Source organism: Frigoribacterium sp. Leaf164, assembly GCF_001423665.1.
Classification (GTDB): domain Bacteria; phylum Actinomycetota; class Actinomycetes; order Actinomycetales; family Microbacteriaceae; genus Frigoribacterium; species Frigoribacterium endophyticum.
Genome location: NZ_LMOX01000001.1, coordinates 992,656 through 1,015,276, shown reverse-complemented (window position 1 = coordinate 1,015,276; position 22,621 = coordinate 992,656). Strand labels below are relative to the sequence as shown.

Annotated in this window: 22 protein-coding genes and 1 tRNA gene; 4 read left to right on the top strand and 19 right to left on the bottom strand. The window is 74.2% G+C overall.

All coding sequences use genetic code 11. The features are described 5' to 3' along the window. Nucleotides 1-8 precede the first annotated feature (8 nt). The 12 genes from ASF82_RS04570 to argS form a co-directional block, all read right to left on the bottom strand. Nucleotides 9-437, bottom strand: a complete 429-nt coding sequence (locus ASF82_RS04570; protein WP_056053945.1) for a hypothetical protein — start codon at nt 435-437, stop codon at nt 9-11. Next, complete coding sequence (locus tag ASF82_RS04565; RefSeq protein WP_056053940.1) at nt 437-1,708, bottom strand: MraY family glycosyltransferase; 1,272 nt, start codon at nt 1,706-1,708, stop codon at nt 437-439. Before ASF82_RS04565 ends, ASF82_RS04570 begins: the two co-directional genes overlap by 1 nt. Next, nucleotides 1,705-2,382 (bottom strand): L-threonylcarbamoyladenylate synthase, encoded by a 678-nt coding sequence (locus ASF82_RS04560; RefSeq protein WP_056053936.1) that lies wholly within the window; start codon nt 2,380-2,382, stop codon nt 1,705-1,707. Before ASF82_RS04560 ends, ASF82_RS04565 begins: the two co-directional genes overlap by 4 nt. 38 nt (nt 2,383-2,420) lie before the next feature. Further along, on the bottom strand, nt 2,421-3,299 hold the full coding sequence (gene prmC, locus ASF82_RS04555; protein ID WP_056055817.1) for a peptide chain release factor N(5)-glutamine methyltransferase: 879 nt from the start codon (nt 3,297-3,299) through the stop codon (nt 2,421-2,423). Between the two features lie 5 nt (nt 3,300-3,304). Continuing rightward, nucleotides 3,305-4,387 carry a peptide chain release factor 1 gene (gene prfA / locus ASF82_RS04550; RefSeq protein WP_056053933.1) on the bottom strand — a complete coding sequence of 361 codons (1,083 nt, stop codon included), beginning with the start codon at nt 4,385-4,387 and terminating at the stop codon, nt 3,305-3,307. 2 nt (nt 4,388-4,389) lie between these two features. Next, nucleotides 4,390-6,672 (bottom strand): transcription termination factor Rho, encoded by a 2,283-nt coding sequence (gene rho, locus ASF82_RS04545; RefSeq protein WP_082514312.1) that lies wholly within the window; start codon nt 6,670-6,672, stop codon nt 4,390-4,392. Nucleotides 6,673-6,963: 291 nt separating this feature from the next. Continuing rightward, complete coding sequence (gene thrB / locus ASF82_RS04540; RefSeq protein ID WP_056053930.1) at nt 6,964-7,899, bottom strand: homoserine kinase; 936 nt, start codon at nt 7,897-7,899, stop codon at nt 6,964-6,966. Next, nucleotides 7,896-8,978, bottom strand: a complete 1,083-nt coding sequence (gene thrC / locus ASF82_RS04535) for a threonine synthase (protein WP_056053927.1) — start codon at nt 8,976-8,978, stop codon at nt 7,896-7,898. The genes thrB and thrC overlap by 4 nt, the downstream gene beginning before the upstream one ends. After that, complete coding sequence (locus ASF82_RS04530; RefSeq protein WP_056053924.1) at nt 8,978-10,312, bottom strand: homoserine dehydrogenase; 1,335 nt, start codon at nt 10,310-10,312, stop codon at nt 8,978-8,980. The genes thrC and ASF82_RS04530 overlap by 1 nt, the downstream gene beginning before the upstream one ends. Nucleotides 10,313-10,380: 68 nt before the next feature. Then, complete coding sequence (locus ASF82_RS04525; RefSeq protein ID WP_056053922.1) at nt 10,381-11,871, bottom strand: alanine racemase; 1,491 nt, start codon at nt 11,869-11,871, stop codon at nt 10,381-10,383. A 126-nt stretch (nt 11,872-11,997) separates the two neighbouring features. Beyond that, nucleotides 11,998-12,771 carry an LmeA family phospholipid-binding protein gene (locus tag ASF82_RS04520; protein WP_056053919.1) on the bottom strand — a complete coding sequence of 258 codons (774 nt, stop codon included), beginning with the start codon at nt 12,769-12,771 and terminating at the stop codon, nt 11,998-12,000. 52 nt (nt 12,772-12,823) lie between these two features. Continuing rightward, nucleotides 12,824-14,488 carry an arginine--tRNA ligase gene (argS, locus tag ASF82_RS04515; protein WP_056053916.1) on the bottom strand — a complete coding sequence of 555 codons (1,665 nt, stop codon included), beginning with the start codon at nt 14,486-14,488 and terminating at the stop codon, nt 12,824-12,826. A 103-nt stretch (nt 14,489-14,591) separates the two neighbouring features. On the opposite strand from argS, the gene ASF82_RS04510 reads away from it, so the two are divergent. Then, nucleotides 14,592-15,242 (top strand): hypothetical protein, encoded by a 651-nt coding sequence (locus tag ASF82_RS04510; protein ID WP_056053913.1) that lies wholly within the window; start codon nt 14,592-14,594, stop codon nt 15,240-15,242. 10 nt (nt 15,243-15,252) lie between these two features. Here ASF82_RS04510 and ASF82_RS04505 read toward each other — a convergent pair whose 3' ends face one another. Both ASF82_RS04505 and ASF82_RS04500 read right to left on the bottom strand, forming a co-directional pair. Next, nucleotides 15,253-16,026, bottom strand: coding sequence for a gamma-glutamyl-gamma-aminobutyrate hydrolase family protein (locus ASF82_RS04505; protein ID WP_056053910.1), 774 nt, complete (start codon nt 16,024-16,026; stop codon nt 15,253-15,255). Nucleotides 16,027-16,091: 65 nt separating this feature from the next. After that, a complete protein-coding gene (locus ASF82_RS04500) occupies nt 16,092-16,829 on the bottom strand; it encodes a pyridoxal 5'-phosphate synthase (protein WP_162240256.1) in 738 nt (245 codons plus the stop codon). A gap of 98 nt (nt 16,830-16,927) precedes the next feature. Here ASF82_RS04500 and ASF82_RS04495 point away from each other — a divergent pair. Then, nucleotides 16,928-17,002 (top strand) — tRNA-Arg (locus tag ASF82_RS04495). Nucleotides 17,003-17,006: 4 nt separating this feature from the next. Here ASF82_RS04495 and ASF82_RS04490 read toward each other — a convergent pair. The 5 genes from ASF82_RS04490 to ASF82_RS04470 all read right to left on the bottom strand — a co-directional run bounded on the left by ASF82_RS04490 (nt 17,007) and on the right by ASF82_RS04470 (nt 20,061). Then, nucleotides 17,007-17,561 carry a hypothetical protein gene (locus ASF82_RS04490; protein WP_156369912.1) on the bottom strand — a complete coding sequence of 185 codons (555 nt, stop codon included), beginning with the start codon at nt 17,559-17,561 and terminating at the stop codon, nt 17,007-17,009. Nucleotides 17,562-17,630: 69 nt separating this feature from the next. Then, a complete protein-coding gene (locus ASF82_RS04485) occupies nt 17,631-18,032 on the bottom strand; it encodes a VOC family protein (RefSeq protein ID WP_056053903.1) in 402 nt (133 codons plus the stop codon). A gap of 77 nt (nt 18,033-18,109) precedes the next feature. After that, nucleotides 18,110-18,709, bottom strand: coding sequence for a recombinase family protein (locus ASF82_RS04480; RefSeq protein WP_056053900.1), 600 nt, complete (start codon nt 18,707-18,709; stop codon nt 18,110-18,112). Nucleotides 18,710-18,745: 36 nt separating this feature from the next. Continuing rightward, complete coding sequence (locus tag ASF82_RS04475) at nt 18,746-18,925, bottom strand: hypothetical protein (protein WP_056053897.1); 180 nt, start codon at nt 18,923-18,925, stop codon at nt 18,746-18,748. Nucleotides 18,926-19,173: 248 nt separating this feature from the next. Then, a complete protein-coding gene (locus tag ASF82_RS04470; protein ID WP_200931966.1) occupies nt 19,174-20,061 on the bottom strand; it encodes a DMT family transporter in 888 nt (295 codons plus the stop codon). A gap of 89 nt (nt 20,062-20,150) precedes the next feature. Between ASF82_RS04470 and ASF82_RS15755 the strand changes: the two genes are divergently transcribed. Both ASF82_RS15755 and ASF82_RS15750 read left to right on the top strand, forming a co-directional pair. Beyond that, nucleotides 20,151-20,558 (top strand): hypothetical protein, encoded by a 408-nt coding sequence (locus ASF82_RS15755; RefSeq protein ID WP_056053894.1) that lies wholly within the window; start codon nt 20,151-20,153, stop codon nt 20,556-20,558. A 171-nt stretch (nt 20,559-20,729) separates the two neighbouring features. Continuing rightward, nucleotides 20,730-22,621, top strand: a 1,892-nt coding sequence (locus ASF82_RS15750) for a TPM domain-containing protein (protein WP_162240255.1), incomplete at its 3' end; no start/stop codon positions are given.

Here is a 22,621-nt window from a genome sequence, read left to right as displayed (position 1 = left end):
GCGACGGCCTAACGATCGACGGGCGCCTCGGGCAGCGTGACGTCGCTCACGTGGGGCAGCCGACCCCGGACGACGACCAGGGCGTCGATGACGAGGGTCCCCACGATGGACACGACGAGCGCCAGGAAGAGCACGACGTCGTCGACGAAGGGCTGGTCGCGGACGAGCACGAGCAGGACGACGAACACGACGATCTTGAGGAGCCAGGCTCCCATGACGATCCCGAAGAAGGCCGCGAGGCGGAAGCGGATGGCGATCAGCATGCTCCCCGCCGTGATGCCGGCGAAGACGATCGCCAGGGCGACCCCGACGAGCGCGCTCCAGAGCCCGTCCGAGCCGGCCGTGAGCCAGCCCACCCCTCCGCCGACGACGGCGATCGCGAGGGCCAGGAGCCCGGTGTACGTCAGGATCTTGGTGAAGATCGATCGGGCGTTCATCAGTGGTCCTTCGGGGGTGGTGGCGACGCGACGTCGACCGGGTCGGCCGCGTCGAGGTGGTCGAGGCCCCCGGCGGCCTGGTCGAGCGGATCGAAGCGATCCGACCGGGACGTCGCGAGATCGGCCGGGCGAGCGGACTGGACGGCCACCTCGACCTTCTTGCGACGGCTGAGGGGGGCGAGCGTGAGGGCGGCGCAGGCCACCAGCCCGACGACCAGGAAGGCGACGACCAGAGAGGTCGGCTTGACGAAGAGGAACATCAGGCAGCCGACCGAGACGACCAGCGTCCAGGCGTAGAAGATCAGGACGGCGTGGAAGTGCGAGTGGCCCATGTCGAGGAGGCGGTGGTGCAGGTGCTTGCGGTCGGCCGTGAAGGGCGACTTGCCGGCGCTGACCCGACGGAGCACCGCGAGGCCGAAGTCGAGCAGCGGCACGATGAGCACGGCGAACGGCAGCAGGATCGGGATGAAGGCGGGCAGCAGGGCGCTGCGGGAGATGGTCGCCGGGTCGATCTGCCCCGTCACGGAGATGGCGCTCGTGGCCATGAGCAACCCGGTCAGGAGGGCGCCCGCGTCGCCCATGAACAAGCGGGCGGGGTGCCAGTTGAACGGCAGGAACCCGAGGCACGCCCCGGTCAGGACGGCCGTGAGGAGAGCGGAGAGGTTGAAGTACTCCGTCTGGCCGATGGTCAGCGAGATGGCGAAGCTGTACGCGAAGAAGACGACGTTCGCGATGATCGTCACGCCCGCGACCAGACCGTCGAGGCCGTCGATGAAGTTCACCGCGTTCATCACGAGCACGACCGCGAGGATGGTGAGGATCAGCGACATGAAGGGCGAGCCCACGGCCAGGCTGCTGCCGATCGGGAGGGAGAGCAGCTGGACGCCCTGCCACGCGAGGACGCCTGCGGCGATGATCTGGCCGGCGAGCTTGGTCATCCAGTCGAGGTCGTAGAGGTCGTCGACCACGCCGATGACCACGATGATCGTGGCGGCCCCGATGATGGCGAGCGGGGGCCCCGGGTCGGCGAAGACGAGACGGAAGTAGTCGATGCCGGAGATCAGGGGGAAGACGAACCACGCCGCCAGGAGAGCCAGGACCACGCCCGCCCACATGGCGATGCCGCCGAGGCGGGGCGTGGGCGTGCGGTGCACGTCCCGGTCACGGATGGCCGGGTAGAGCTTGAAGCGCAGGCCGAGCCGCCAGACGACGAACGAGAGGACGAAGCTGACCCCCGCCGCGATCGCGAAGGCCAGCAGGTAGTACCTCACGCGACGGCGGCGTCGCCCACGACGCGTCTGATCTCGGAGTCGGGCAGGACGCCGTGGCGCACGATGCGGAGCACGCCGTCGGCCGCCCCGGTCGCGTCGACGATCGTCGAGCCGGTGTTCGCGCCCGGGCGACGTTCGTAGCTCTCCCCCACCGGCCCGGCGTCGAGGTAGACGGCCACCCGGTCGGCCAGCATGGCGCGGGCATCGTCGACGGTCGCGGCCGCGGGCTGGCCCGTGAGGTTCGCGCTCGAGACCGCCAGGGGGCCGGTCTCCTCCAGCAGCTCGAGGGCCATGGGGTGGCTCGGCATGCGCAGGGCGACGGTGCCCCGGGTCTCGCCGAGGTCCCAGCTCAGCGACGGCTGGGCCCGGAAGATGACGGTCAGCGGCCCGGGCCAGAACTCGTCGAGCAGGGGCCGCACCAGGTCGGGCACCGACTCGGTCAGCGCGGCGAGGGTGTCGAGACCCTTCACCAGCACGGGCGGAGGCGACTGCCGGCCCCGGCCCTTGGCGTCGAGCAGCGCCTGCACGGCGGAGGAGTCGAAGGCGTCGGCCGCGAGCCCGTACACGGTGTCGGTGGGCATGACCACGAGCTCGCCGCGACCGATCGCGCCACGGGCGGCGCGCATGCCGGTGAGCAGCTCGGTGGCGACGGAGAGGTCGTAGGAGGAGGTCATGACGAGACGATGATAGTGCGACCGACCTGGTGGCCGGGTCAGCGCACCGCCGTCGTCGACCGGTCTCGGCCGGTGAGGTCGGGCTGGGTCTCGGGGCTCCGCCAGCCGTCGGCGTCGAGGATCCCGCGGATCGCCGCGCCCTGCTGCTCCCCGTGCTCGATGACGAGGGCACCCCCCGGGTGCAGGAGGCGACGGGCCGTCAGCGAGAGCGCCCGGACCAGGACGAGGCCGTCCTCCCCGCCGTAGAGCGCCGTGCTCGGGTCGTGCAGCCGGACCTCGGGGTCGCGCGGGACCATCCCGAGCGGGATGTACGGCGGGTTGCTCACGACGACGGAGACCCGACCGTCCAACTCGGGCAGCGCGTCCGTCATGTCGCCCAGCACGAGCGTGACGTTCGAGGCGCCGACCGAGTCGATGTTGCGCCGCGTCCAGGCTGCGGCCTCCGGCGAGATCTCGACGGCCCAGACGCGGCTGTGCGGCACCTCGGTCGCCAGGGCCAGCGCGAGTGCACCGCTGCCGGTGCCGAGGTCGACGGCCAGGGGCTCCGCCGACGGCGCCGCGCGCAGCGCGTCGACGGCGAGCTGGGCGACACCCTCCGTCTCGGGCCGGGGCACGAAGACGCCCGGGCCGACCTGCAGGGCCAGCGACCTGAACCAGGCCGTGCCGGTGATGTGCTGCAGGGGCTCGCGGGAGGCGCGGCGCGACACGAGCGCGACCAGCGACTCCACCTGCTCCCGGGTCACGGGCGACCGGGTGACGGCTCGCGCGAGGAGCACGCCGCGCTCGACCCCCGTGGCGTGCGCGAGGAGGAGCTCGGCGTCGACCGACGGGGTCGGGACGTCGGCCGACGACAGCACGGCCGTCGCCGCCGCGAGGGCGGCGTCGACCGTGCCGACGCCGGAGAAGGCGTCGGCCACGGCGCTCACGACGCGGTGTCGCCGATCTCGGCGAGCCGGGCCTCTTCGTCGGCCTGGATGCACGACTCGACGACGGGCTCGAGCGCGCCGTCCATCACGGCGTCGAGGTTGTACGCCTTGTAGCCGGTGCGGTGGTCGGCGATGCGGTTCTCCGGGAAGTTGTACGTCCGGATGCGCTCCGAGCGGTCCATGCCGCGGATCTGGCTCTTCCGGGCGTCGGAGGCGATGGCCGCCTGCTCCTCCTGCTGGCGAGCCAGGATGCGGGCGCGGAGCACGCGCATGCCCGCCTCGCGGTTCTGCAGCTGGCTCTTCTCGTTCTGCATCGCGACCACGATGCCCGTGGGCAGGTGGGTGATGCGCACGGCGGAGTCGGTCGTGTTGACCGACTGGCCGCCGGGGCCGCTCGAGCGGTAGACGTCGATCTTGAGGTCGTTCTGGTTGATGTCGACCTCCTCCGGCTCGTCGACCTCGGGGAAGACGAGAACGCCCGTCGTCGACGTGTGGATGCGCCCCTGCGACTCGGTCGCCGGCACGCGCTGCACGCGGTGCACGCCGCCCTCGTACTTGAGGTGCGCCCAGACGCCCTGCGCGGGGTCGCTGGCGTTCGACTTGATCGCGACCTGGACGTTCTTGTAGCCGCCGAGGTCGGAGTCGTCGCTGGCGATCATCTCGCTCTTCCAGCCCTTCGACTCCGCGTAGTGCAGGTACATGCGCAGGAGGTCGGCGGCGAACAGGGCGCTCTCCGCGCCTCCTTCACCGCCCTTGATCTCCATGATCACGTCGCGGCCGTCGTCGGGGTCGCGCGGGATGAGGAGTCGCCGGAGCTTCTCCTGGGCCTCGTCGAGGCCCTGCTCGAGGGCGGGGACCTCCGCCGCGAAGGCGTCGTCCTCCTTCGCGAGCTCACGCGCGGCCTCGAGGTCGTCCTGCACCTGCTGCCACGCCGAGTGGGCAGCCACGATGCGGCTGAGCTCGGCGTAGCGGCGGTTGATCTTCTTCGCCCGAGCCGCGTCGGCGTGCACGGCAGGGTCGCTGAGCTGCGTCTGCAGGTCGTCGTGCTCCGCCAGCAGCACCGACACCGACTCGAACACCGTCAGTGCTCCTTGTGGGAGGAGTCGTGGCCGTTCGCGGGCACCGACTTCTGGACCTGCACGAGGAACTCGACGTTCGAGCTGGTCTCGCGGAGGTTGCCGAGGACGATCTCGAGGGCCTTCTGCGGGTCGAGGCCGGCCAGGGCGCGACGGAGGCGCCAGGTGATCTTGACCTCCTCCGGGCTGAGCAGCATCTCTTCGCGACGGGTGCCCGAGGCGTTGACGTCGACGGCCGGGAAGATTCGCTTGTCGGCGAGGTGGCGCGACAGGCGGAGCTCCATGTTGCCGGTGCCCTTGAACTCCTCGAAGATCACCTCGTCCATCTTCGAGCCGGTCTCGACGAGGGCGGTCGCGAGGATGGTCAGCGAGCCGCCGTTCTCGATGTTGCGCGCCGCGCCGAAGAAGCGCTTCGGCGGGTACAGCGCCGACGAGTCGACTCCGCCGGAGAGCACGCGGCCCGAGGCGGGGGCGGACAGGTTGTAGGCGCGGCCCAGACGGGTGATCGAGTCGAGCAGCACGACCACGTCGTGGCCCAGCTCGACCAGGCGCTTCGCACGCTCGATGGCGAGCTCGGCGACCGTGGTGTGGTCCTCGGCGGGGCGGTCGAAGGTCGAGGCGATGACCTCGCCCTTGACCGTGCGCTGCATGTCGGTGACCTCCTCGGGGCGCTCGTCCACGAGCACGACCATGAGGTGGGCCTCGGGGTTGTTCACCGCGATGGCGTTCGCGATGGCCTGGAGCACGAGCGTCTTGCCGGCCTTGGGGGGCGAGACGATGAGGCCGCGCTGGCCCTTGCCGATCGGCGAGACGAGGTCGATGATGCGCGTCGACAGCTTCTGGGGCTCGGTCTCGAGGCGCAGGCGCTCCTGCGGGTAGAGGGGCGTCAGCGCGCTGAACTCGACGCGCTTGGCGGCCTCCTCGACGGGCTGGCCGTTGACCGAGTCGATCTTGACGATCGCGTTGTACTTCTGACGGCCCTGGCCCTGGTCGCCGTCACGGGGCTGGCGGATGGCGCCGACGACCGCGTCGCCCTTTCGCAGGTGGTACTTCTTCACCTGGCCGAGCGAGACGTAGACGTCGCTCGCCCCGGGGAGGTACCCGGTGGTGCGGACGAAGGCGTAGTTCTCGAGCACGTCGAGGATGCCCGCGACGGGGATGAGGACGTCGTCGTCGGAGATCTCGGGCTCGAACTCGTCGTTCTGGACGCTGCGGCCGCGCTTGCGGTCGCGCTGACGGCCGCGGCCCTGACGGCCGGCCTCGTCGGACTGCTGGCCGGCCTGCGAGCCCGACTGCTGCTCGCCGCGCGCGGCGTCGTTCTTCTCGCCGGCGGCGCGCTGCTGCTCGGCCTCCTTCGCGGACTGCTCCTGCGTGGAGGCCTGGCCCTGCTGGCCGTTCTGGCCGTTCTGGCCCTGCTGGCCGTTCTGCGGCTGCTGGCCGTTCTGGCCCTGCTGGCCGTTCTGGCCCTGCTGGCCGTTCTGGCCGTTCTTGCGGTTGCGGTTGCGGCTGCGACGACCGCCGCCCTGCTGGCCCTGGCCGTCCTGGTCGCCGGCGCCCTGGTCGTTCGAGCCCTGGTCGGCGGCGCCGGCCTCGGCGTCGCCCGTCTCGGGGGCCGACTGCGGCGCGACGGCCTCGGCCTGGGCCGACGGCACCTCCGCGGCCGGAGCCTCGGCGGCCGCGGCGGCGACCGTGGCGTCGGAGGCGCGGCGCGAGCCACGACGGCTGCGCGAGGGACGCTCGGTGGCGACGGGCGCCTCCTCGGCGGGGGCCTCGACGACCGACGACGGGGCGGCGGCCTCGGCGACGGGCGACGCGACCGGCGCGTCGACCTCAGCCACGGCGGCGGGCGCCTCGTCCGAGACCGGCGCGACGCCGGTCTCGCCGGCGTTGACGTGCTCGACGGCGGTGCGCTGCTCGGGAGCGCCGGCGGCGGCGGTCACCCGGCGCGACGGACGGCGCGTGCGGGGCGCGGCGGCGGTCTCGGCGACGGGGGCCTCGGCCGCGGGCGCCTCGGCGACGGGGGCCGACTCGGCCGGCGCAGCGTCGGTGACGTCGAGGGTCGGCTGCACGGCGACGGGCGCCTCGACGACGACGTCGTCGGTCGGGGCGACCACGGAGGCGTCGCCGGTCGCCTGGACGGCGGCGATGGCCGCGACCAGGTCGCCCTTGCGGAGCTTGGAGAGGCCGCTGATGCCGAGCGACGAGGCGAGGGCCTGCAGCTGCGGGAGGCGCATGGCGCTCAGTTCGGCGGCGGTCTGGGTGGTGGCGCTGTTGTCTGCGTCTGACACTGGTGGGTTCCTTCCGCTCCCCCGCGAGAGCCGCGAGGATGAGCTGGTCACACCTCGCAGCCTCTGGCCTGCCGTGCGGGCGGGCCCTGCGGCCGCACGCTCAGGGCGCGGCACGCACTGCGCGGGATGCGCAGGAAGCTCTCGGAGGTGCGGCACGCGATCGCCAGAGAGCGACCGAGCGCTGCTAGATGTGCACTACGGGATGTGCGACCGGGAATGCCGGGATGACGTGGGACCCCACACGTGTGCTGCCCGGTGACCGGGAGGACGATGCCAGATGCCCAGGAGATCTCAGTTTTCTACCGGGTGCGCGTTCACTGTAGCACCTCGCAGGTCGACGGCGAGCATCAACGGACGCCACGCCGACAGGGCGTTCTCGGCCACGAGCTGGGCCGCCAGGAGCCGCTGCGCCGGGTCGCTGCCGAGCACGAGCAACGAGGGCCCGGCCCCCGACACGACGGCCGCGAGCCCCGCCTGGCGCAGGACCCGGATGAGCATGTCCGTCTCGGGCATCGCGCTCGCGCGGTAGCTCTGGTGCAGGCGGTCCTCCGTCGCCGCGAGCAGCAGCTCGGGGCTCTGGATGAGCGCCGCGACGAGCAGGGCCGACCGCGACACGTTGAACGTGGCGTCCTCGTGGGGCACGGACGCCGGCTGGAGGCTGCGCGCCAGCGAGGTCGACAGCGTCGTCTCGGGCACGAACACGACCGGCGAGACGCCACGGTGGACGAGGAGCCTCTTGTGCGAGGGCCCGGCCGAGGTGGTCCACGCGATCGTCAGGCCGCCGAAGAGGGCCGGCGCGACGTTGTCGGGGTGCCCCTCGAGCTCCGTCGCGACCGCGAGCAGCTGGTCGGGCGTGAAGTCGACGCGACCCTCGAGGAGCCCCTTGGCCGCCATGACGCCCGAGACGATGGCCGCGGCGGAGGAGCCGAGGCCCCGCCCGTGCGGGATCGCGTTGCGCGCCTCGAGCCGGAGACCCGGCAGCGGCACCCCCGCGGCACGGTAGGTGGCCGCGATCGAGCGCACCACGAGGTTGCTCTCGTCGGTGGGCACCTCGCCGGCGCCGACCCCGTCGACGTGCACCGCGACTCCGGAGCCCCGGGTCTCGGAGACAACGAGCCTGTCGTAGTGCGACAGCGCGAGGCCGAGGGTGTCGAAGCCGGGCCCCAGGTTGGCCGAGGTGGCCGGGACCTTGACGAGGACCGACCTCACGGCCGGGCCGGTGGTCATGCAGAGGCCGGGACGAGCCCGAGCACCTCGGCGACGCGCGCGGTGTCGCTCGCGACCACCGTGGGCTGCACGTCGGTGCCGTCGGCCTTGCGGAGGGCCCACTGCGGGTCTTTCAGGCCGTGGCCCGTCACCGTGAGGACGACCGTCGCCCCGGCGGGCACGACGCCCGCGTCGGCGCGCTCGAGCAGGCCGGCGACGCTGATCGCGGAGGCCGGCTCGACGAACACGCCGACCTCGGCCGAGAGGATCTTCTGGGCGGCGAGGATGGCCTCGTCGGTGATGGCCCCGAACCAGCCGTCGGTGAGGTCGCGGGCCTCGAGGGCCAGCTGCCACGACGCGGGGTTGCCGATGCGGATGGCGCTGGCGATGGTCTCGGGCTGCCGCACGACCTCGCCCGCGACGATGGGCGCGGAGCCCGCGGCCTGGAAGCCGAACATGCGCGGGAGGCGCGTGGCACGGCCGGCCTCGAGGTCTTCGCGGTAGCCACGGGTGTAGGCCGTGTAGTTGCCGGCGTTGCCGACCGGGATGAAGTGGAAGTCGGGGGCGTCGCCCAGCACGTCGACGACCTCGAAGGCCGCCGTCTTCTGGCCCTCGATGCGGTCGTTGTTGACCGAGTTGACGAGGTGCACCGGGTAGTTCGCGGCGAGGTCGCGCGCGATGTCGAGGCAGTCGTCGAAGTTGCCCTGGATCTGCAGCAGCTGCCCGTCGTGCGCGACGGCCTGGCTGAGCTTGCCCATCGCGATCTTGCCCTCGGGCACGAGCACGGCGGCGGTGATGCCGGCGTGCGCCGCGTAGGCGGCGGCCGACGCGGAGGTGTTGCCGGTGGAGGCGCAGATGACGGCCTTCGCGCCGTGCTCGACGGCCTTCGAGATCGCCATGGTCATGCCGCGGTCCTTGAAGGAGCCCGTGGGGTTCATGCCCTCGTACTTGACGTAGACCTTCGCGCCGGTGCGGGCCGAGAGGGCCGGCGCCGGGATGAGGGGCGTGCCGCCCTCGCCGAGGGTGACGACGGGCGTCGCCTCGGTGACGTCGAGACGGTCGGCGTACTCGCGCAGGACACCCTGCCACTGGTGGGCCATCAGGCTCCTTCGACTCTCAGGACGCTCGTGACGGAGTTCACGACCGGGGTGGTGCGGAGGGCCTCGACCGTGGCGGCGAGGGCGGACTCGCGGGCACGGTGCGTGCCGATGATCAGGGTAGCGGTCGCCGGGGCCTCGACGTCGCCGTGTGACGCGAGGGGCGGGACGCCGCCCGTCTGCTCGACGCTGTGCACGCTGACGCCGTGGTCGCTGAGCACGCCGGCCACCTCGGCGAGCACGCCGGGCTGGTCGGCCACGTCGAGCGTCACCTGGTAGCGCGTGACCACGTCGCCGATGGGCAGCACGCGGAGGTCGGCGTGGGTGGACTCGGCGAGCCCGGGCCCGCCGATCACGTGCCTCCGGGCGGCGGAGACGAGGTCGCCGAGCACGGCCGAGGCCGTCTCCACTCCCCCGGCGCCCGCGCCGTAGAACATGAGGTCGCCCGCCGCCTCGGCCTCGACGAACACGGCGTTCTTCGCGCCGTGGACCGTGGCGAGGGGGTGCTCGAGCGGCACCAGGGCCGGGTAGACCCGGGCGCTGACGCCCTCGACGCCGTCGGCGTCGAGCAGCCGCTCGCAGATCGCGAGGATCTTGACGACGTAGCCGGCCTTGCGGGCCGCGACGACCTGCTCGTGCGTCACCTCGGTGATGCCCTCGCGGTGCACCGCGACCAGCGGCACGGTCGTGTGGAACGCGAGGCTGGCGAGGATGGCGGCCTTCTGCGCGGCGTCGTAGCCGCCGATGTCGGCGGTCGGGTCGGCCTCCGCGTAGCCCAGCTCGGTCGCCGTGGCGAGGGCGGCCTCGAGGGTGTCGCCGTCGGTGTCCATCCGGTCGAGGATGAAGTTGGTCGTGCCGTTGACGATCCCCATGATGCGGACGATGCGGTCACCGGCGAGGCTGTCGCGCAGCGGGCGGATGATCGGGATGGCGCCGGCCACCGCCGCCTCGTAGTAGAGCTGGGCGCCGACCTGCTCGGCCGCCTCGAACAGCTCGGGGCCGTGGCTCGCCAGCAGCGCCTTGTTGCCGGTCACCACGTCGGCGCCGGAGTTCAGCGCCGCGAGCACGTACTGACGGGCCGGCTCGAGCCCGCCCATGAGCTCGACGACGATGTCGGCCCCGAGGATGAGCGACTCGACGTCGGTGGTGAGGAGCTCGCGGGGCAGGTCGACGTCGCGGGGCGCATCGACGTCGCGGACGCCGATGCCGACGAGCTCGATGCCCGCTCCGGCGCGGCCGGCCAGCTCGTCGGCCTGCTCGAGCAGCAGCCGGGCCACCTGCGAGCCGACCGAGCCGGCGCCGATCAGGGCGACCCGCACGTTGCGGTATTCGATCATGGTGTTCCGTTCTGTGGGGGTGCTGCGGCGACCGGGGGCGGGCGGGGCCGACGAGGGCGGGGCGTGCGTCACGAGGAGGCGCGGGCCGGCTGGTCGAGGCCCGCGTCGCGCGAGAGGAGGTCGGCCTCCGACTCGCCGCGCACGATGACGCGCGAGGTGCCGTCCAGCACCGCCACCACGGGCGGTCGGCCGACGTGGTTGTAGTTGCTCGACAGGCTGTGGCAGTAGGCGCCCGTGGCGGGCACCGCCAGCAGGTCGCCCCGCTCGACGTCGGCGGGCAGCCAGTCGGCCAGGACGACGACGTCGCCGCTCTCGCAGTGCTTGCCCGCGACGCGCACGAGCACGGGGGGAGCCGAGGAGGCGCGCCCCGCGAGGGCCACGGAGTAGTCGGCCGCGTAGAGTGCCGTCCGCGCGTTGTCGCTCATGCCGCCGTCGACGCTGACGTACCGACGGACGGCGCTGGCCGCGGGCCGGCCGAGCACCACGGCCTCGTCGGCGGCCGCCGCGAGGTCGGACTCGGTCGCGACGGCGTCGACGTCGACCTCGTCGACGGCGACCGTGACGTCCTTGATGGTGCCCGTCGTGTAGAGGGTGGTGCCGCCGGGGCCGACGATCGTCCGGCCCGGCTCCACGGCCACGACCGGCACCGGGATGCCCCGGTCGGTGCACTCGGCGTGGACGATGTCGGCGAGGGCCGCCGCGAGCTCGTCGATCGAGCGGGCGTCGTCGGCCCTCGTGTAGGCGATGCCGAAGCCGCCGCCCAGGTTGAGCTCGGGCACCTCGCCGTCGGCGAGGAGGCCCGCGTGGACGGCGAGCAAGCGTCGTGCGGCCTCGGCGAAGCCGTCGGAGCCGAAGATCTGCGAGCCGATGTGGGAGTGCAGCCCGAGGAACCGCAGCGACGGCCGAGCACGCACGGCCGCGACGACGTCGGCGGTCTCGCTCAGCGGCACCCCGAACTTCTGGTCCTCCCGGGCGGTCGCGAGGTACTCGTGGGTGCTCGCGTGCACGCCGGAGTTGACCCGGAGGCGCACGGCCTGGACCACGCCGTGGCGCGCGGCGGCGTCGGCGACCCGGTCGACCTCCTCCGCGCTGTCGATGACGACCGCGCCGATCCCCGCCGCGACCGTGCGGTCGAGCTCGGCGTCGGACTTGTTGTTGCCGTGGAAGCCCATCCGGGCGGGCTCCACGCCCGCGGCCCGGGCGACCGCGAACTCGCCAGCCGTGCAGATGTCGACGGCCATGCCGGCCTCGGAGACCCACCGGGCCACCTCGGCGGAGAGGAAGGCCTTCGCGGCGTAGTAGACCTTGACGGTCGTCCCGACCCGAGCGAACTCGCGGCGGAAGGCCTCGACGGTCTGGGCGGCGCGGCCCCGGACGTCGGCCTCGTCGAGCACGTAGAGGGGGGTGCCGTACGTCTGCGCGAGCTCGGTCACGGGCACGCCGCCGAGCACGATCTCGCCGTCGTCGGAGCGCCGGGCCGTCCGCGACCAGACGCCGGCGTCGAGCTCGGCGAGGTCGTCGGGCTCGCGGAGCCAGGCGGGGGCGAGGGGGTTCGACACGGGGCCTCTCCAGGGTCGGCGGGACGGGGGTCGCCGCGCGCGCGACGTGGTCGCGCCCGTGACGTCAGAGAGCCTACCGACAGGCGGCGACGAGCCGGGCCACGTGACGCCGGCCGCGCCCGTGGGCTACGAGCAGGTGCCCTTCTCGGACAGGGCCGAGCTCGTCAGGGGCAGCCCGGGCGAGCGGAGGTCGACGGTGACCTCGCCGGCGCGCACGTCGAGGGCGGTGGCCGTCACCGACGCCGGCAGCTGCTCGGCGAGGCAGACCGAGGTCGCGAAGTCGCCGAGGAAGGGCGTCAGGTCGAGCTGCAGCGACGTGTCGGGCAGGGAGGCGGTCGTCGGGGCGAAGGAGACGGAGCGTCCGTCGTCGCTCAGGCTGGGCACCGCGGTGACGGCGACGGGCACGTCGCCGATGATCGGCACCGAGAACGACCGCGAGTACGTGACCGCGTCGTCGCCCAGCGCCAACGACGCGCCCTGCTGGCGGAGCGCCTCGAGGCCGTCGACCGTCGCCTGGTCGGCCGTGATCGTGCCCGTGACGGGCCCGGAGTCGCCCTCGAGCGAGGTGGGCACGTCGGCGACGTCGACGCGGACCACGACGGGGTCGCCCTCGACCCCGGAGGTCAGCGTGACGTCGTCGAGCGAGCCGTGGGCGATCTGCCAGAGCACCGAGGTGCCGTGCACGTCGACCTCGACGTCGTCGAGGCCGGTGGACGTCTGGACCTCCGCCGCGGCACGGCTCTCGACGACCGAGCGGACGACGACGTCGGCGATCACGGCGAGGACCGCCAGGCCCACGAGCACGCCGACGAGGATGAAGAGGCCGGCCCCCGCGCTGCGGAGCCGTCGACGCTCGACCGGACGGGCCTCGAAGAAGTCGCTGTCGCTCTCGTCGCTCATCCCGACATCCTCTCAGGGACGCCGGGCGGAGTCGCGCCCCGCGCCGGTCAGGTCACATGCGGTCGGGCGCGGAGACGCCCAGGAGGCCCAGCCCGTTGCGGACGACCTGGCCCGCGGCGTCGTTCAGCCACAGTCGCGTGCGGTGCAGGTCGGTGACCTCCTCGTCGCCCAGGGGCGTCACCCGGCAGCTGTCGTACCAGCGGTGGTAGGTCCCGGCCAGCTCCTCGATGTAGCGGGCGACCCGGTGCGGCTCGCGCAGCTCGGCCGCCTGCGTGACGACGCGGGGCAGCTCGGCGAGGACGCCGAGGAGGGCGCTCTCGGTGGGGTGGGACAGCAGCGACGCGTCGAAGGCGTCACGGGTGACCCCCGCGGCCTCGGCGTTGCGCGCGACGGACCGGGTGCGGGCGTGCGCGTACTGCACGTAGAAGACGGGGTTGTCGTTGGTGCGCCGCGTCAGCAGGTCGAGGTCGATGTCGATCGAGCTGTTCACCGGGCTGCGGACGAGCGAGTAGCGGCCGGCGTCGACGCCGACGGCGTCGACGAGGTCCTCCATCGTGACGACGGTGCCGTTCCGCTTCGACATGCGGAAGGGCTCGCCGTCCTTCAGCAGGTTGACCATCTGGCCGATGAGGATCTCGAGGTTGACGCCCGGCTCGTCGCCGAAGGCCGCGCACATCGCCATCATGCGGCCGACGTAGCCGTGGTGGTCGGCGCCCAGCATGATCAGGTTGCGCTCGAAGCCCCGCTCGCGCTTGTCGAGGTAGTAGGCGAGGTCGCCGGCGATGTAGGCCGCCTCGCCGTCGCTCTTGATGACGACGCGGTCGCGGTCGTCGCCGAACTCCGTCGTGCGCAGCCAGGTCGCGCCCTCGGCCTCGTAGATGTGCCCGAGCTCGGTGAGGCGCGCGACGGCGCGCTCGACGGCCTTCGACTCGTGCAGCGAGTTCTCGTGGAAGAAGACGTCGAAGTCGACGCCGAAGTCGTGGAGCGACGACTTGATGTCGCTGAACATGAAGTCGACGCCCGCGGCGCGGAAGACCTCCTGCGCCTCGTCGCGCGGCAGGGCCCGGAGGTCGCCGTCGTGCGCCGCGACGACCCGGTCGGCGATGTCGGTGATGTACTCGCCGCCGTAGCCGTCCTCCGGGGTGGGCTCGCCGAACGAGCGGGCGACGAGGCTGCGGGCGAAGCGGTCGATCTGCCCGCCGTGGTCGTTGAAGTAGTACTCGCGGGTGACGAGGGCGCCCTGCGCCTGGAAGACACGGGCGAGGCTGTCGCCCACGGCCGCCCAGCGAACGCCGCCCAGGTGGATGGGGCCGGTGGGGTTGGCCGACACGAACTCGAGGTCGATGGTGACGCCGGCGTAGTAGTCGCCGCGGCCGAAGGCCTCGCCCTGCTCGACGATCGTGCGGGCCAGCTGACCGGCCGCGGCCGCGTCGAGCCGCACGTTGATGAAGCCCGGGCCCGCGACGTCGACGTCGGCGACGCCGTCGACCTCGGCGAGCTCGCCCGCCAGCTCGGTGGCGAGGTCGCGGGGCGGGACGCCGACGCGCTTCGCGAACTTCATGGCGACGTTGGACGTCCAGTCGCCGTGGTCGCGGTTCTTCGGGCGCTCGAGGACGACGTCGGCCGGGGCCACGGTGACGTCGTCGCCGACCCCTCGGCGCTCGAGGACGCCCTGGACGACGGCGAGCAGGGAGGAGGAGAGTTCGGCGGGGGTCACGAGAGACGATCGTACCGGCTGCCGGGCGCCCGCCGGCCCGGGCCACGGGCCGTCGGGGCGCCCCTCCGAGCCGACCACGGGCGGCGTCGGGGAGGATGGGGGCATGTCGTCCCGCCGCCCCCGACCCCCGGCCCGCGTCCCCTCCGTCGTCGTCGCCGCCTCCGCCCTGGCCCTCGGCGCCGCAGCCCTGACCGGCTGCACGACGTCGGCCCCGGGCGGCGGGCCCGCGTCGCCGTCCGCGTCGGCGGCCCCGTCGCCCGCGGCGTCCGGCGCCACGCCCACCGCCGACCCCGGCTACACGCCGCCGCCGCTCGTGAGCAACCCGCTCGCCCTCGACTGCGCCGCCCTGCTCGACCCGGCCGCGGGCGTGCTGCCCACGCTGTGGCCCGGCCTCGCCGCGGCCGACGCCCCCGACGCCGACGCTCTCGACGACGCCCTCGACCAGGTGGCGGAGGCCGACGGGACGGTCTGCGACTGGGTCGACGCCGCCGGCGACCACGTGACGGTGGGCGTCGCCGCGTACGACGAGGCCAGCCTCACCGCGATCGCGAACGACCTCGTCGCCTCGAGCAACTCCGTGCCGAGCTACGGGGTGGAGGGCTACTTCAGCCTGCACGGCGGCACGGGCGTCGCCCGTGCCCTGCCCACCGGTCGCCTCGTCGTGGCCGAGTCGACGACCTTCGCGGAGCCCGGGTCGGCCGAGCCGGTGATGACGCAGCTCCTCGCCGCGGTGGGCGAGGGCGGCGCGGGCTAGGCGGTGCGGGCTAGGCGGCGCGGCGCGCCGACGCCCCGCGGGCGGCGAGCTGCCCCAGCAGGATCGGCAGCTGCCAGGCCTCGGCGCCGCGGTCCTCCGGGTGCCACTGCACCCCGGTGACCGGCGCAGTGACGTGCTCGACCGCCTCCACCTCGCCGTCGCGCGACCACGCCGCGACGCGCAGGCCCTCGCCGAGGAGGCCGACGGCCTGGTGGTGGGCGCTCCGGACCAGCGCGCTCGACCGGACCAGCGCCTCCCGCAGGCGCGTGCCGGCGACGAGGTCGACTTCGTGGTCGGTCATGAGCTGCTCGACGGAGCCCGTGCCGCGGTGCAGGCCGGCCTCGTCGTCGAGGTGCTGCACGAGGGTGCCGCCGAACGCGACGTTGATCACCTGGTGGCCGCGGCAGATGCCGAGCAGGGGCGTGCCGAGCCGCACCGCGCGGCGGACGACGGCGAGCTGTGCGGCGTCGGCGACCTCGAGGTGACGCCCCTCGCCGGGGTAGCCGGCCGGGGCGCCGTAGTGGTGCGGGGCGAGGTCCTCTCCCCCGACGACGACCACCGCGTCGGCGTCGCGCGTGGCGGCCAGGAGGGCGTCGACGCCGAGGTCGTCGGCGGCCAGGCGCTCGGCCGACCAGCCCGCCCGAAGCGCCTCGGCGACGACGCGCTCGTTCAGGGTCTGCACGTAGGCGTGGTACTCCGGCGCGTGCGGCCGACGGCGGGTGACCTCGACGACGGCCAGGCGCGCACCGGGGCGGGCTCCGGGGGCTCGCGTCTCGATCGGCATGGACCCATGGTCGTCACCGTCGCCGCCTCGCGCCACCCGTGTGTCGCGGCGTTACGACCCGGGGCTCAGGGCCAGAGGGAGGCGCGGCGCCAGCCGTCGCCGACGCGGTCGTACCGCAGGCGCACCTGGTCACGGCCCGTCGTGCCCTGCCAGAACTCGACCGAGACGGGCGCCACGCGGTACGCCGTCCAGTCGTCCGGCACGAGGTCCGGCTCGTCGTCGAGTCGACGACGGGCCTCGTCGAGGGCCGCGTCGGCCTGCTCGGCGCCGGGGATCTCGGTGCTCTGCGGCATCGCGATCGCGACGGCGCGCGAGTCGGGGTGCCGCGCCCGGAAGTCGTCCTCGCTGACGTCGCGCGGCCCTGGGAGGGCGTCGCCGAGCACGCGGACCTGTCGCCCGAGGTCGCTCCAGGAGAGGGTCAGCGCGACGCGGGGGTCGTCGGCGATCTGGCGGCCCTTGGGGCTGAGCGACGAGGTGGTGAACCAGAAGGCGTCGTCGACCTCCTTGAGGAGCAGGGTGCGCGCCGTCGGCCCCGAGGCCGTCGAGGCGGTCGACAGGGTCATCGCGTGCGGCTGCGCGACCCCGGCCTCCACCGCGTCGTCGAGCCAGGTGAGGAAGAGCGCGATCGGCTCCGGGGGTGCTTGCTCGGGATCGAGGGGCGCCACGTCGATCTCGGGCCGCCGGGCGCCGCGCACCCGGTCGCGGAGCGAGCGTCGGCCGCCCTGCCCGGCGTCGTCGCCGCCGCCGGAGTCGGGAGAAGAGGGAGCGTGGGAGGCGCGGGCCGCGTCGTCGTCGTGGGTCACCGCCCCAGAGTGCACCCGCCCGCTGCGCCGCGCCCCAGGCGGGGCCGGCGCGTGTCCGTCGGCGACCCTGCGGGCTGCTAGCCTTGTCGTCGACCCTGGCCCCCATAGCTCAGGGGATAGAGCACTGCCCTCCGGAGGCAGGGGCGAAGGTTCGAATCCTTCTGGGGGCACCACAGATCAGCCCGGGCTCCCCGGGCTCGGTGATCGGCGCCGTACGACGGACGCGACCGAGGCGACGTCGCCCCAGGCCCAGGCCCTCTCGACGGTCCAGCCGAGGAAGAGGGCCGCCACCAGGAACGGGACCAGGAGGCTCCACCAGCCCGGTGCCACCTGGTGGACGACCTCGTCGTCCAGGACGGTGGTGGGCCTTGTGTAGGCCGGCACGATCTCCGCCGTCTCCTCCGTGGCGTCGACGAGCTCCACGTCCGGGAGGACGAGGTCACCGTCGTTCGAGACCCACCGCCCGTAGACCGTCCGCAGCTCCGTGCCGTTCCGGCCGGTCGTGGTCTCCGTGCGCTCGGTCGTGAACGTGCCCCACCGCTGCGGCTCACCCCGTTCCTCGACGGCGGTCACACCCCACGACACGGCGAGCCACGCGAGGGCGAGCACGAGCACGGAGACGACCGAGCGCCCCAGCAGCAAGACGCCGCCCACGCCTCCCCCACGTCGCGGCGGACGCTCCGGGGCGCGGTGCCGCGCGACGGCGTCAGCGGGGGGCGCGTCGTGGGTCACTGCTGGAGCGTGGCAGGAACGGCCCCCGGGGTCCAGTCGCCGCGCGTGGCACGGCGTGGCCCCTCCGGCTCAGTCGTCGGCGTCGACAGCCGTCATCCAGAACGGCGACCAGTGGTAGCCGTCGGGGTCGTCGAACTGCCGTTGGTACATGAACGGGTACTCGTCGGTGTCTCCGACGCGCCCGCCCGCGGCGTCGGCGCGCGTGACGAGGTCGTCGACGGCCTCGCGGCTCTCGAGGTCGAACGAGACCGTCACCGGCGAGGGCGTCCCGGGGCCCCCGACCAGCTCCTCCGTCGCGCCCACGGCCGCGTACTGCTCACGACTGACGAGCATGACGTGCTGGTCGCCGGTGACCACGAAGCGCGCTGCGCCGGGGCCGGACATCTCCGGCCTCGGAGCCCAGCCGAGGGCGGTGTAGAACGCCGTCGAGCGCTCGACGTCCTCGACCGGGCAGGTGATGAAGAGGCTCATGCCGTGGAGGGTGGACCCGGTTGCCCCTCCGTGTCAAGGGACGGTCAGGTCGGTGGCCGACGGGACAGCGGCTCGGGTCAGCGGATCGGGTCCCGGCGGGCCGGCGCACGGGGGTCGTCCTGAGACCGGTCCGCCTCCGCGAGGCCCTCCCGGAGCGTGCGGAGCGGCACGTCGAGGTGACGGGCGACGTCGACCAGGCTCGCCTCGTCGCGGAGCATGTCGCGGGCGATCTGGAGCCGCCGTCGGCTGAGGGCGGGTGCGCCCCGGCGCTTGTAGTGCGCCTCCTGACGTCTCCGCTCCGCGGCCCGGGCCGGCTCGTCGGCGATGGTCGCCTCGTACGACGCGAGCGCCCCCGCGGCGCGGAAGAAGAACCGGCCCCAGGCGCCGAGCTCGTCGATGTCGTCGTCGATCGAGCGGAAGGCCACGCCTCGGTCGTCGAGCGAGGCGATCAGCGCGACCACCTCGGCCAGGGTGCCGCCGAGCCGGTCGAGGCGTGAGACGACGAAGACGTCGCCCTCCCGGAGGGAGGACAACGCCTTCTGCAGCTCAGGACGACGAGCCCGGGGGCCGGTGGCCTGGTCGACGTAGACGCGTTCGCACGCCGCACCGGCCAGCGCGTCGCGCTGGTGGCTGCCGACCTCGTCGTCGGAGTCACGCCGGTACCCGATCACGGCCACGTCGGGGCCTCCCCCGCGGAGCTCACCAGCCGTCGATCAGCTGTACGTCAGCGCGATGACGGCGACGTCGAGGGTGCGGTACGCGCCCTCCTGACGGGTCGCCTGGCGGCTCCGGCCCCGCAGGACCTCGAAGCGGCCCGAGGACTCGTGGACGAACCCGATGACGCCCGCGGTGGGCGTGGAGACGCGGTGGAAACCGTCTCCGAGGTCGATCACCTCGGCCCGTGACGTGCGTTCCAGAACAGCTCCCATGATGTCCTCCCGGCCTCAGGAGCCCCGCCTACGGGGGCTCGTCTGCCGAGCGTACCCCGCGCTCGGGGTACAACACCGGCGAGACGGCTGCCGTCCACCTGCCGCTTACCTGTGAGTGCGAGGGCTGAGCGGAGGCAGGGTCCGCTCCGCGGGGGACACGAGCACACCCGGCGCGGCCATGCCCTCACCGCCACGACCTCACCGCCACGACCTCAGACGGGCGGCGCCTCCACCACGTCGCGGGAGGGCCTCCCCCGCCCCGCCGTCGCCGTCACCCCGACGCTGGCGGCGGTGACGAGGGCCAGCGCCACGAGCTCGCGGGCGCCGAGGGCCTGGCGCAGCACCACGAGCCCGGCGAGCGCGGCGACGGCCGGGCCGAGGCTCGACAGCACGCCGAACACCCTCGTGGGCAGGCGTCGCAGCGCGACCACCTCCAACGAGTACGGCAGCGCCGAGGTCAGCAGCGCCACGAGCAGGAAGACCGCGAGGAGTCGCGGGTCGGCCACGACGGCCCGCGTCGCGTCGGCCGCGCCCACGGGCACCACCACGGCGGCCGCGACGACCATCGAGACGGCCAGCCCGCCCATCGCGTCGTCGGAGCGGCCGAGGTTCGCGTTCGCCACGATGTAGCCGGCCCAGAAGGCCCCGGCGCCGAGGGCGAGCAGCACGCCGACCAGGGGCGTCGCGCCCGACGAGTCGAGCCCGAGCACGACCACGCCGACGAGGGCGAGCAACGCCCAGGCGGCGTCGAGCCAGCGCCGGGTCTGGGCGAGCGCGACGGCCAGCGGCCCGAGGAACTCCAGGGTCACCGCGACGCCGAGGGGCACGACGTCGATGGCGAGGTAGATGAGCGAGTTCATGCCTGCCAGGGCGAGCCCGAGCAGCACGACGCCGAGCCAGGTGCGCCGCGACCAGCGACGCACGCGGGGGCGGAACACGACCACGAGGATGAGCGCGCCGAGCGCGAGGCGCAGGGCGGCGGCGCCCGTCGGGCCGAGCGCCTCGAAGTGCGTGCGGGCGAGGGCCGCGCCGAACTGGACGGAGACGATGGCCGCGACGGCCAGGAGCGGTGACGGGACGCGGTCGAGGGGGCGGCTCACGCGGCGAGTCTAGGGGCGCGGCCCCACCGGCCCGGACGTGCTGCGACGGGCTGCGCCGCCGCCCGGCCGGCCGGCGGTAGCATCGCAGGGTGTCCGACGCCCTCACCGTCATCTCCCCCGTCGTGGAGCTCTTCGGCTGGTTCGGCTTCGTCGTCGGCGTGCCCTTCCTCCTCGCGGGCGCGCACGCCCGGCACCGGGCTGCCCGGTACGAGGAGACCGTCGCCGTCGTGATCCCGCCGCCCGCGTGGGCCCGCGCCGCCGTGGCCCGGTGGATGGACTCCTCCGGCGAGCTGCACGAGACCCAGTTCGGCGACCACCCCCTCGAGACCCCGGTCGAGACCGAGATCACCGTCCACTACGACCCCGACCGCCCGTCCCGGCCGCGCACCGACGCGCCGCACGACGACGGCCGGGCCCTGCGCGCGGTGGGGCGTGTGCTGGTCGGCGTCGGCGCCGCCTGCGCCGTCGCCTCCGTCGCGCTCCTCTTCGTCGAGTAGTCCGTCGCCGTCGACCGCTCGATCCGGGGACGGCCGGGCCCCCGCCGACCCGGCGTCGATAGACTCCGCGGAACGACCGAGGGGAGCAGTGTGCGCGTCAGTGAACGAAGCCGTCGGGGGGCAGGTGTGGGGGCCGTTCTGGCCGCGGCCGCCGTGGTTCTGGGGTCGGCCGTGGCCGGTGTCGGTGCCGACCGGGCCCACGCCGAGCCGCCCGTCTCGCTGTCGGGGGCGTACGTGCTCGACCAGGCCGACGTGCTGTCGGCCGCCGACGAGCAGCGGGTCGAGGAGAGCCTCGACGCCCTCTCCGCCGACTCCGGCGTCGACCTCTTCGTCGTCTACGTCGACTCCTTCTCCTCCCCCGCCGATCGCGCCGCGTGGGGCAGCGCGACGGCCTCGCTGAACCAGCTCGGCCCCGACGACGTCCTCCTCTCGGTCGCGGTGGGGGACCGGGTCTACGACCTCTCCACCGACTCCACCGGCCCGGTCTCCGACGCCGAGCGCGAGCGGCTGCAGGCCGACGTCGTCGAGCCTCGCCTCCGCGACGACGACTGGGCGGGCGCGGCGGTCGCCCTCGCGGACGGCATCCGTGACGACCAGGCGGGCCCCGACATGTCGTGGCTGCTCGGCGTCGTGCTCGTGGTCGTCGTCCTCGCGATCGTCGTGGGCGTCGCGGTGGTGGTGCTGCGCACCCGTCGTCGCCGGAAGGCGGAGGACGCCGCGGCGGCCCGCCAGGCCGAGCTCGAGCGGGAGGCCGCCGGCATGCTCGTGACCCTCGACGACGAGATCACCGCCGGCCAGCAGGAGGTCGGGTTCGCCGCGGCCCAGTTCGGCGACGACGCCGCCCGGCCCTTCGTCGAGGCCCTCCGCCGGGCCCGCGACCAGGCCCGCGAGGCCTTCGAGCTGCAGCAGAGGCTCGACGACGCCGTGCCCGACTCCGCCGAACAGCGACGCGAGTGGACCGAGCGCATCGTCGAGCTCTGCCGGGCCGCCGACGCCGCCCTGGAGGAGCAGTCGCGGGCCTTCGACGAGCGCCGTGCCGCCGAGGAGCGGGTGCCCGCCGACGTGGCCGCCCTGCCCGCCGAGCTGGAGTCGCGCGTCGCCCGGGTCGCCAAGGCCCGCGAGGTGCTCGCCCGTCTCGCGACCGCGTACTCGCCCCGCGCGGTCGCCGGCGTCGCCGAGAACGCCGACCAGGCCGACCGGCTCGTCGAGTTCGCCCGGGAGACGACCGACGCGGCGCGGGAGGACCTCGCGGCCTCCCGTCCCGGCGAGGCCGTCGCCGGTGTCCGCGCCGTCCGCCAGGCGTTCGGGCAGGTCGACCAGCTGCTCTCCTCCGTCGACCACGCCGGCGAACAGCTGCGCACCGCCGCCACGACGATCGCCGCCCTCGCCGCCGACCTGCGGGCCGACGTCGCGACGGCCGTGGCGCTGCCCCCGGGGAGCGCCCCCGACGGCGTGGACGTCGCCGGCTCCGTGGCGGCCGCGCGGGCCGCCGTGGCCCTCGCCGGCACGACCACCGACGACCCCCTGGCGGTGCTCGCCGACCTGGGGGCCGCGAACGCCCGCATCGACGCCGTCCTGGCGGCGGTGCGCGAGCAGGGCGAGAAGGACCGTCGGGCACAGGCGGCCCTCGACCAGGCGCTGCGCACGGCCCGCGACCAGATCAGCTCCGCCCGCGACTTCATCCAGACCCGGCGCGGCGGCATCGGCACCCGCCCGCGCACCCGCCTCTCCGAGGCCGAGCGGCACCTCGCCGCGGCGGTCTCCCTCGCGGTGCGCGACCGCGACGCGGCCCTGGTGGAGGCGCACGACGCGGCCCAGCTCGCCGCGTCGGCCGCCAGCGAGGCCGCGGCCGAGGTGCAGCAGTACCAGCAGGTCGGCCTCGGCGGCGGCTACGGCGGTCGGGGCCGGGGCGGCGCCGACCTCGGCGGCATCGTCACGGGCCTCGTCATCGGCGGCCTCCTCAACGGCGGGGGCGGCGGCTTCGGCGGCGGGGGCGGCTTCGGCGGAGGAGGCGGCGGCGGCTTCGGCGGCGGCGGCGGCGGAGGCCGCAGCTCCGGGGGCGG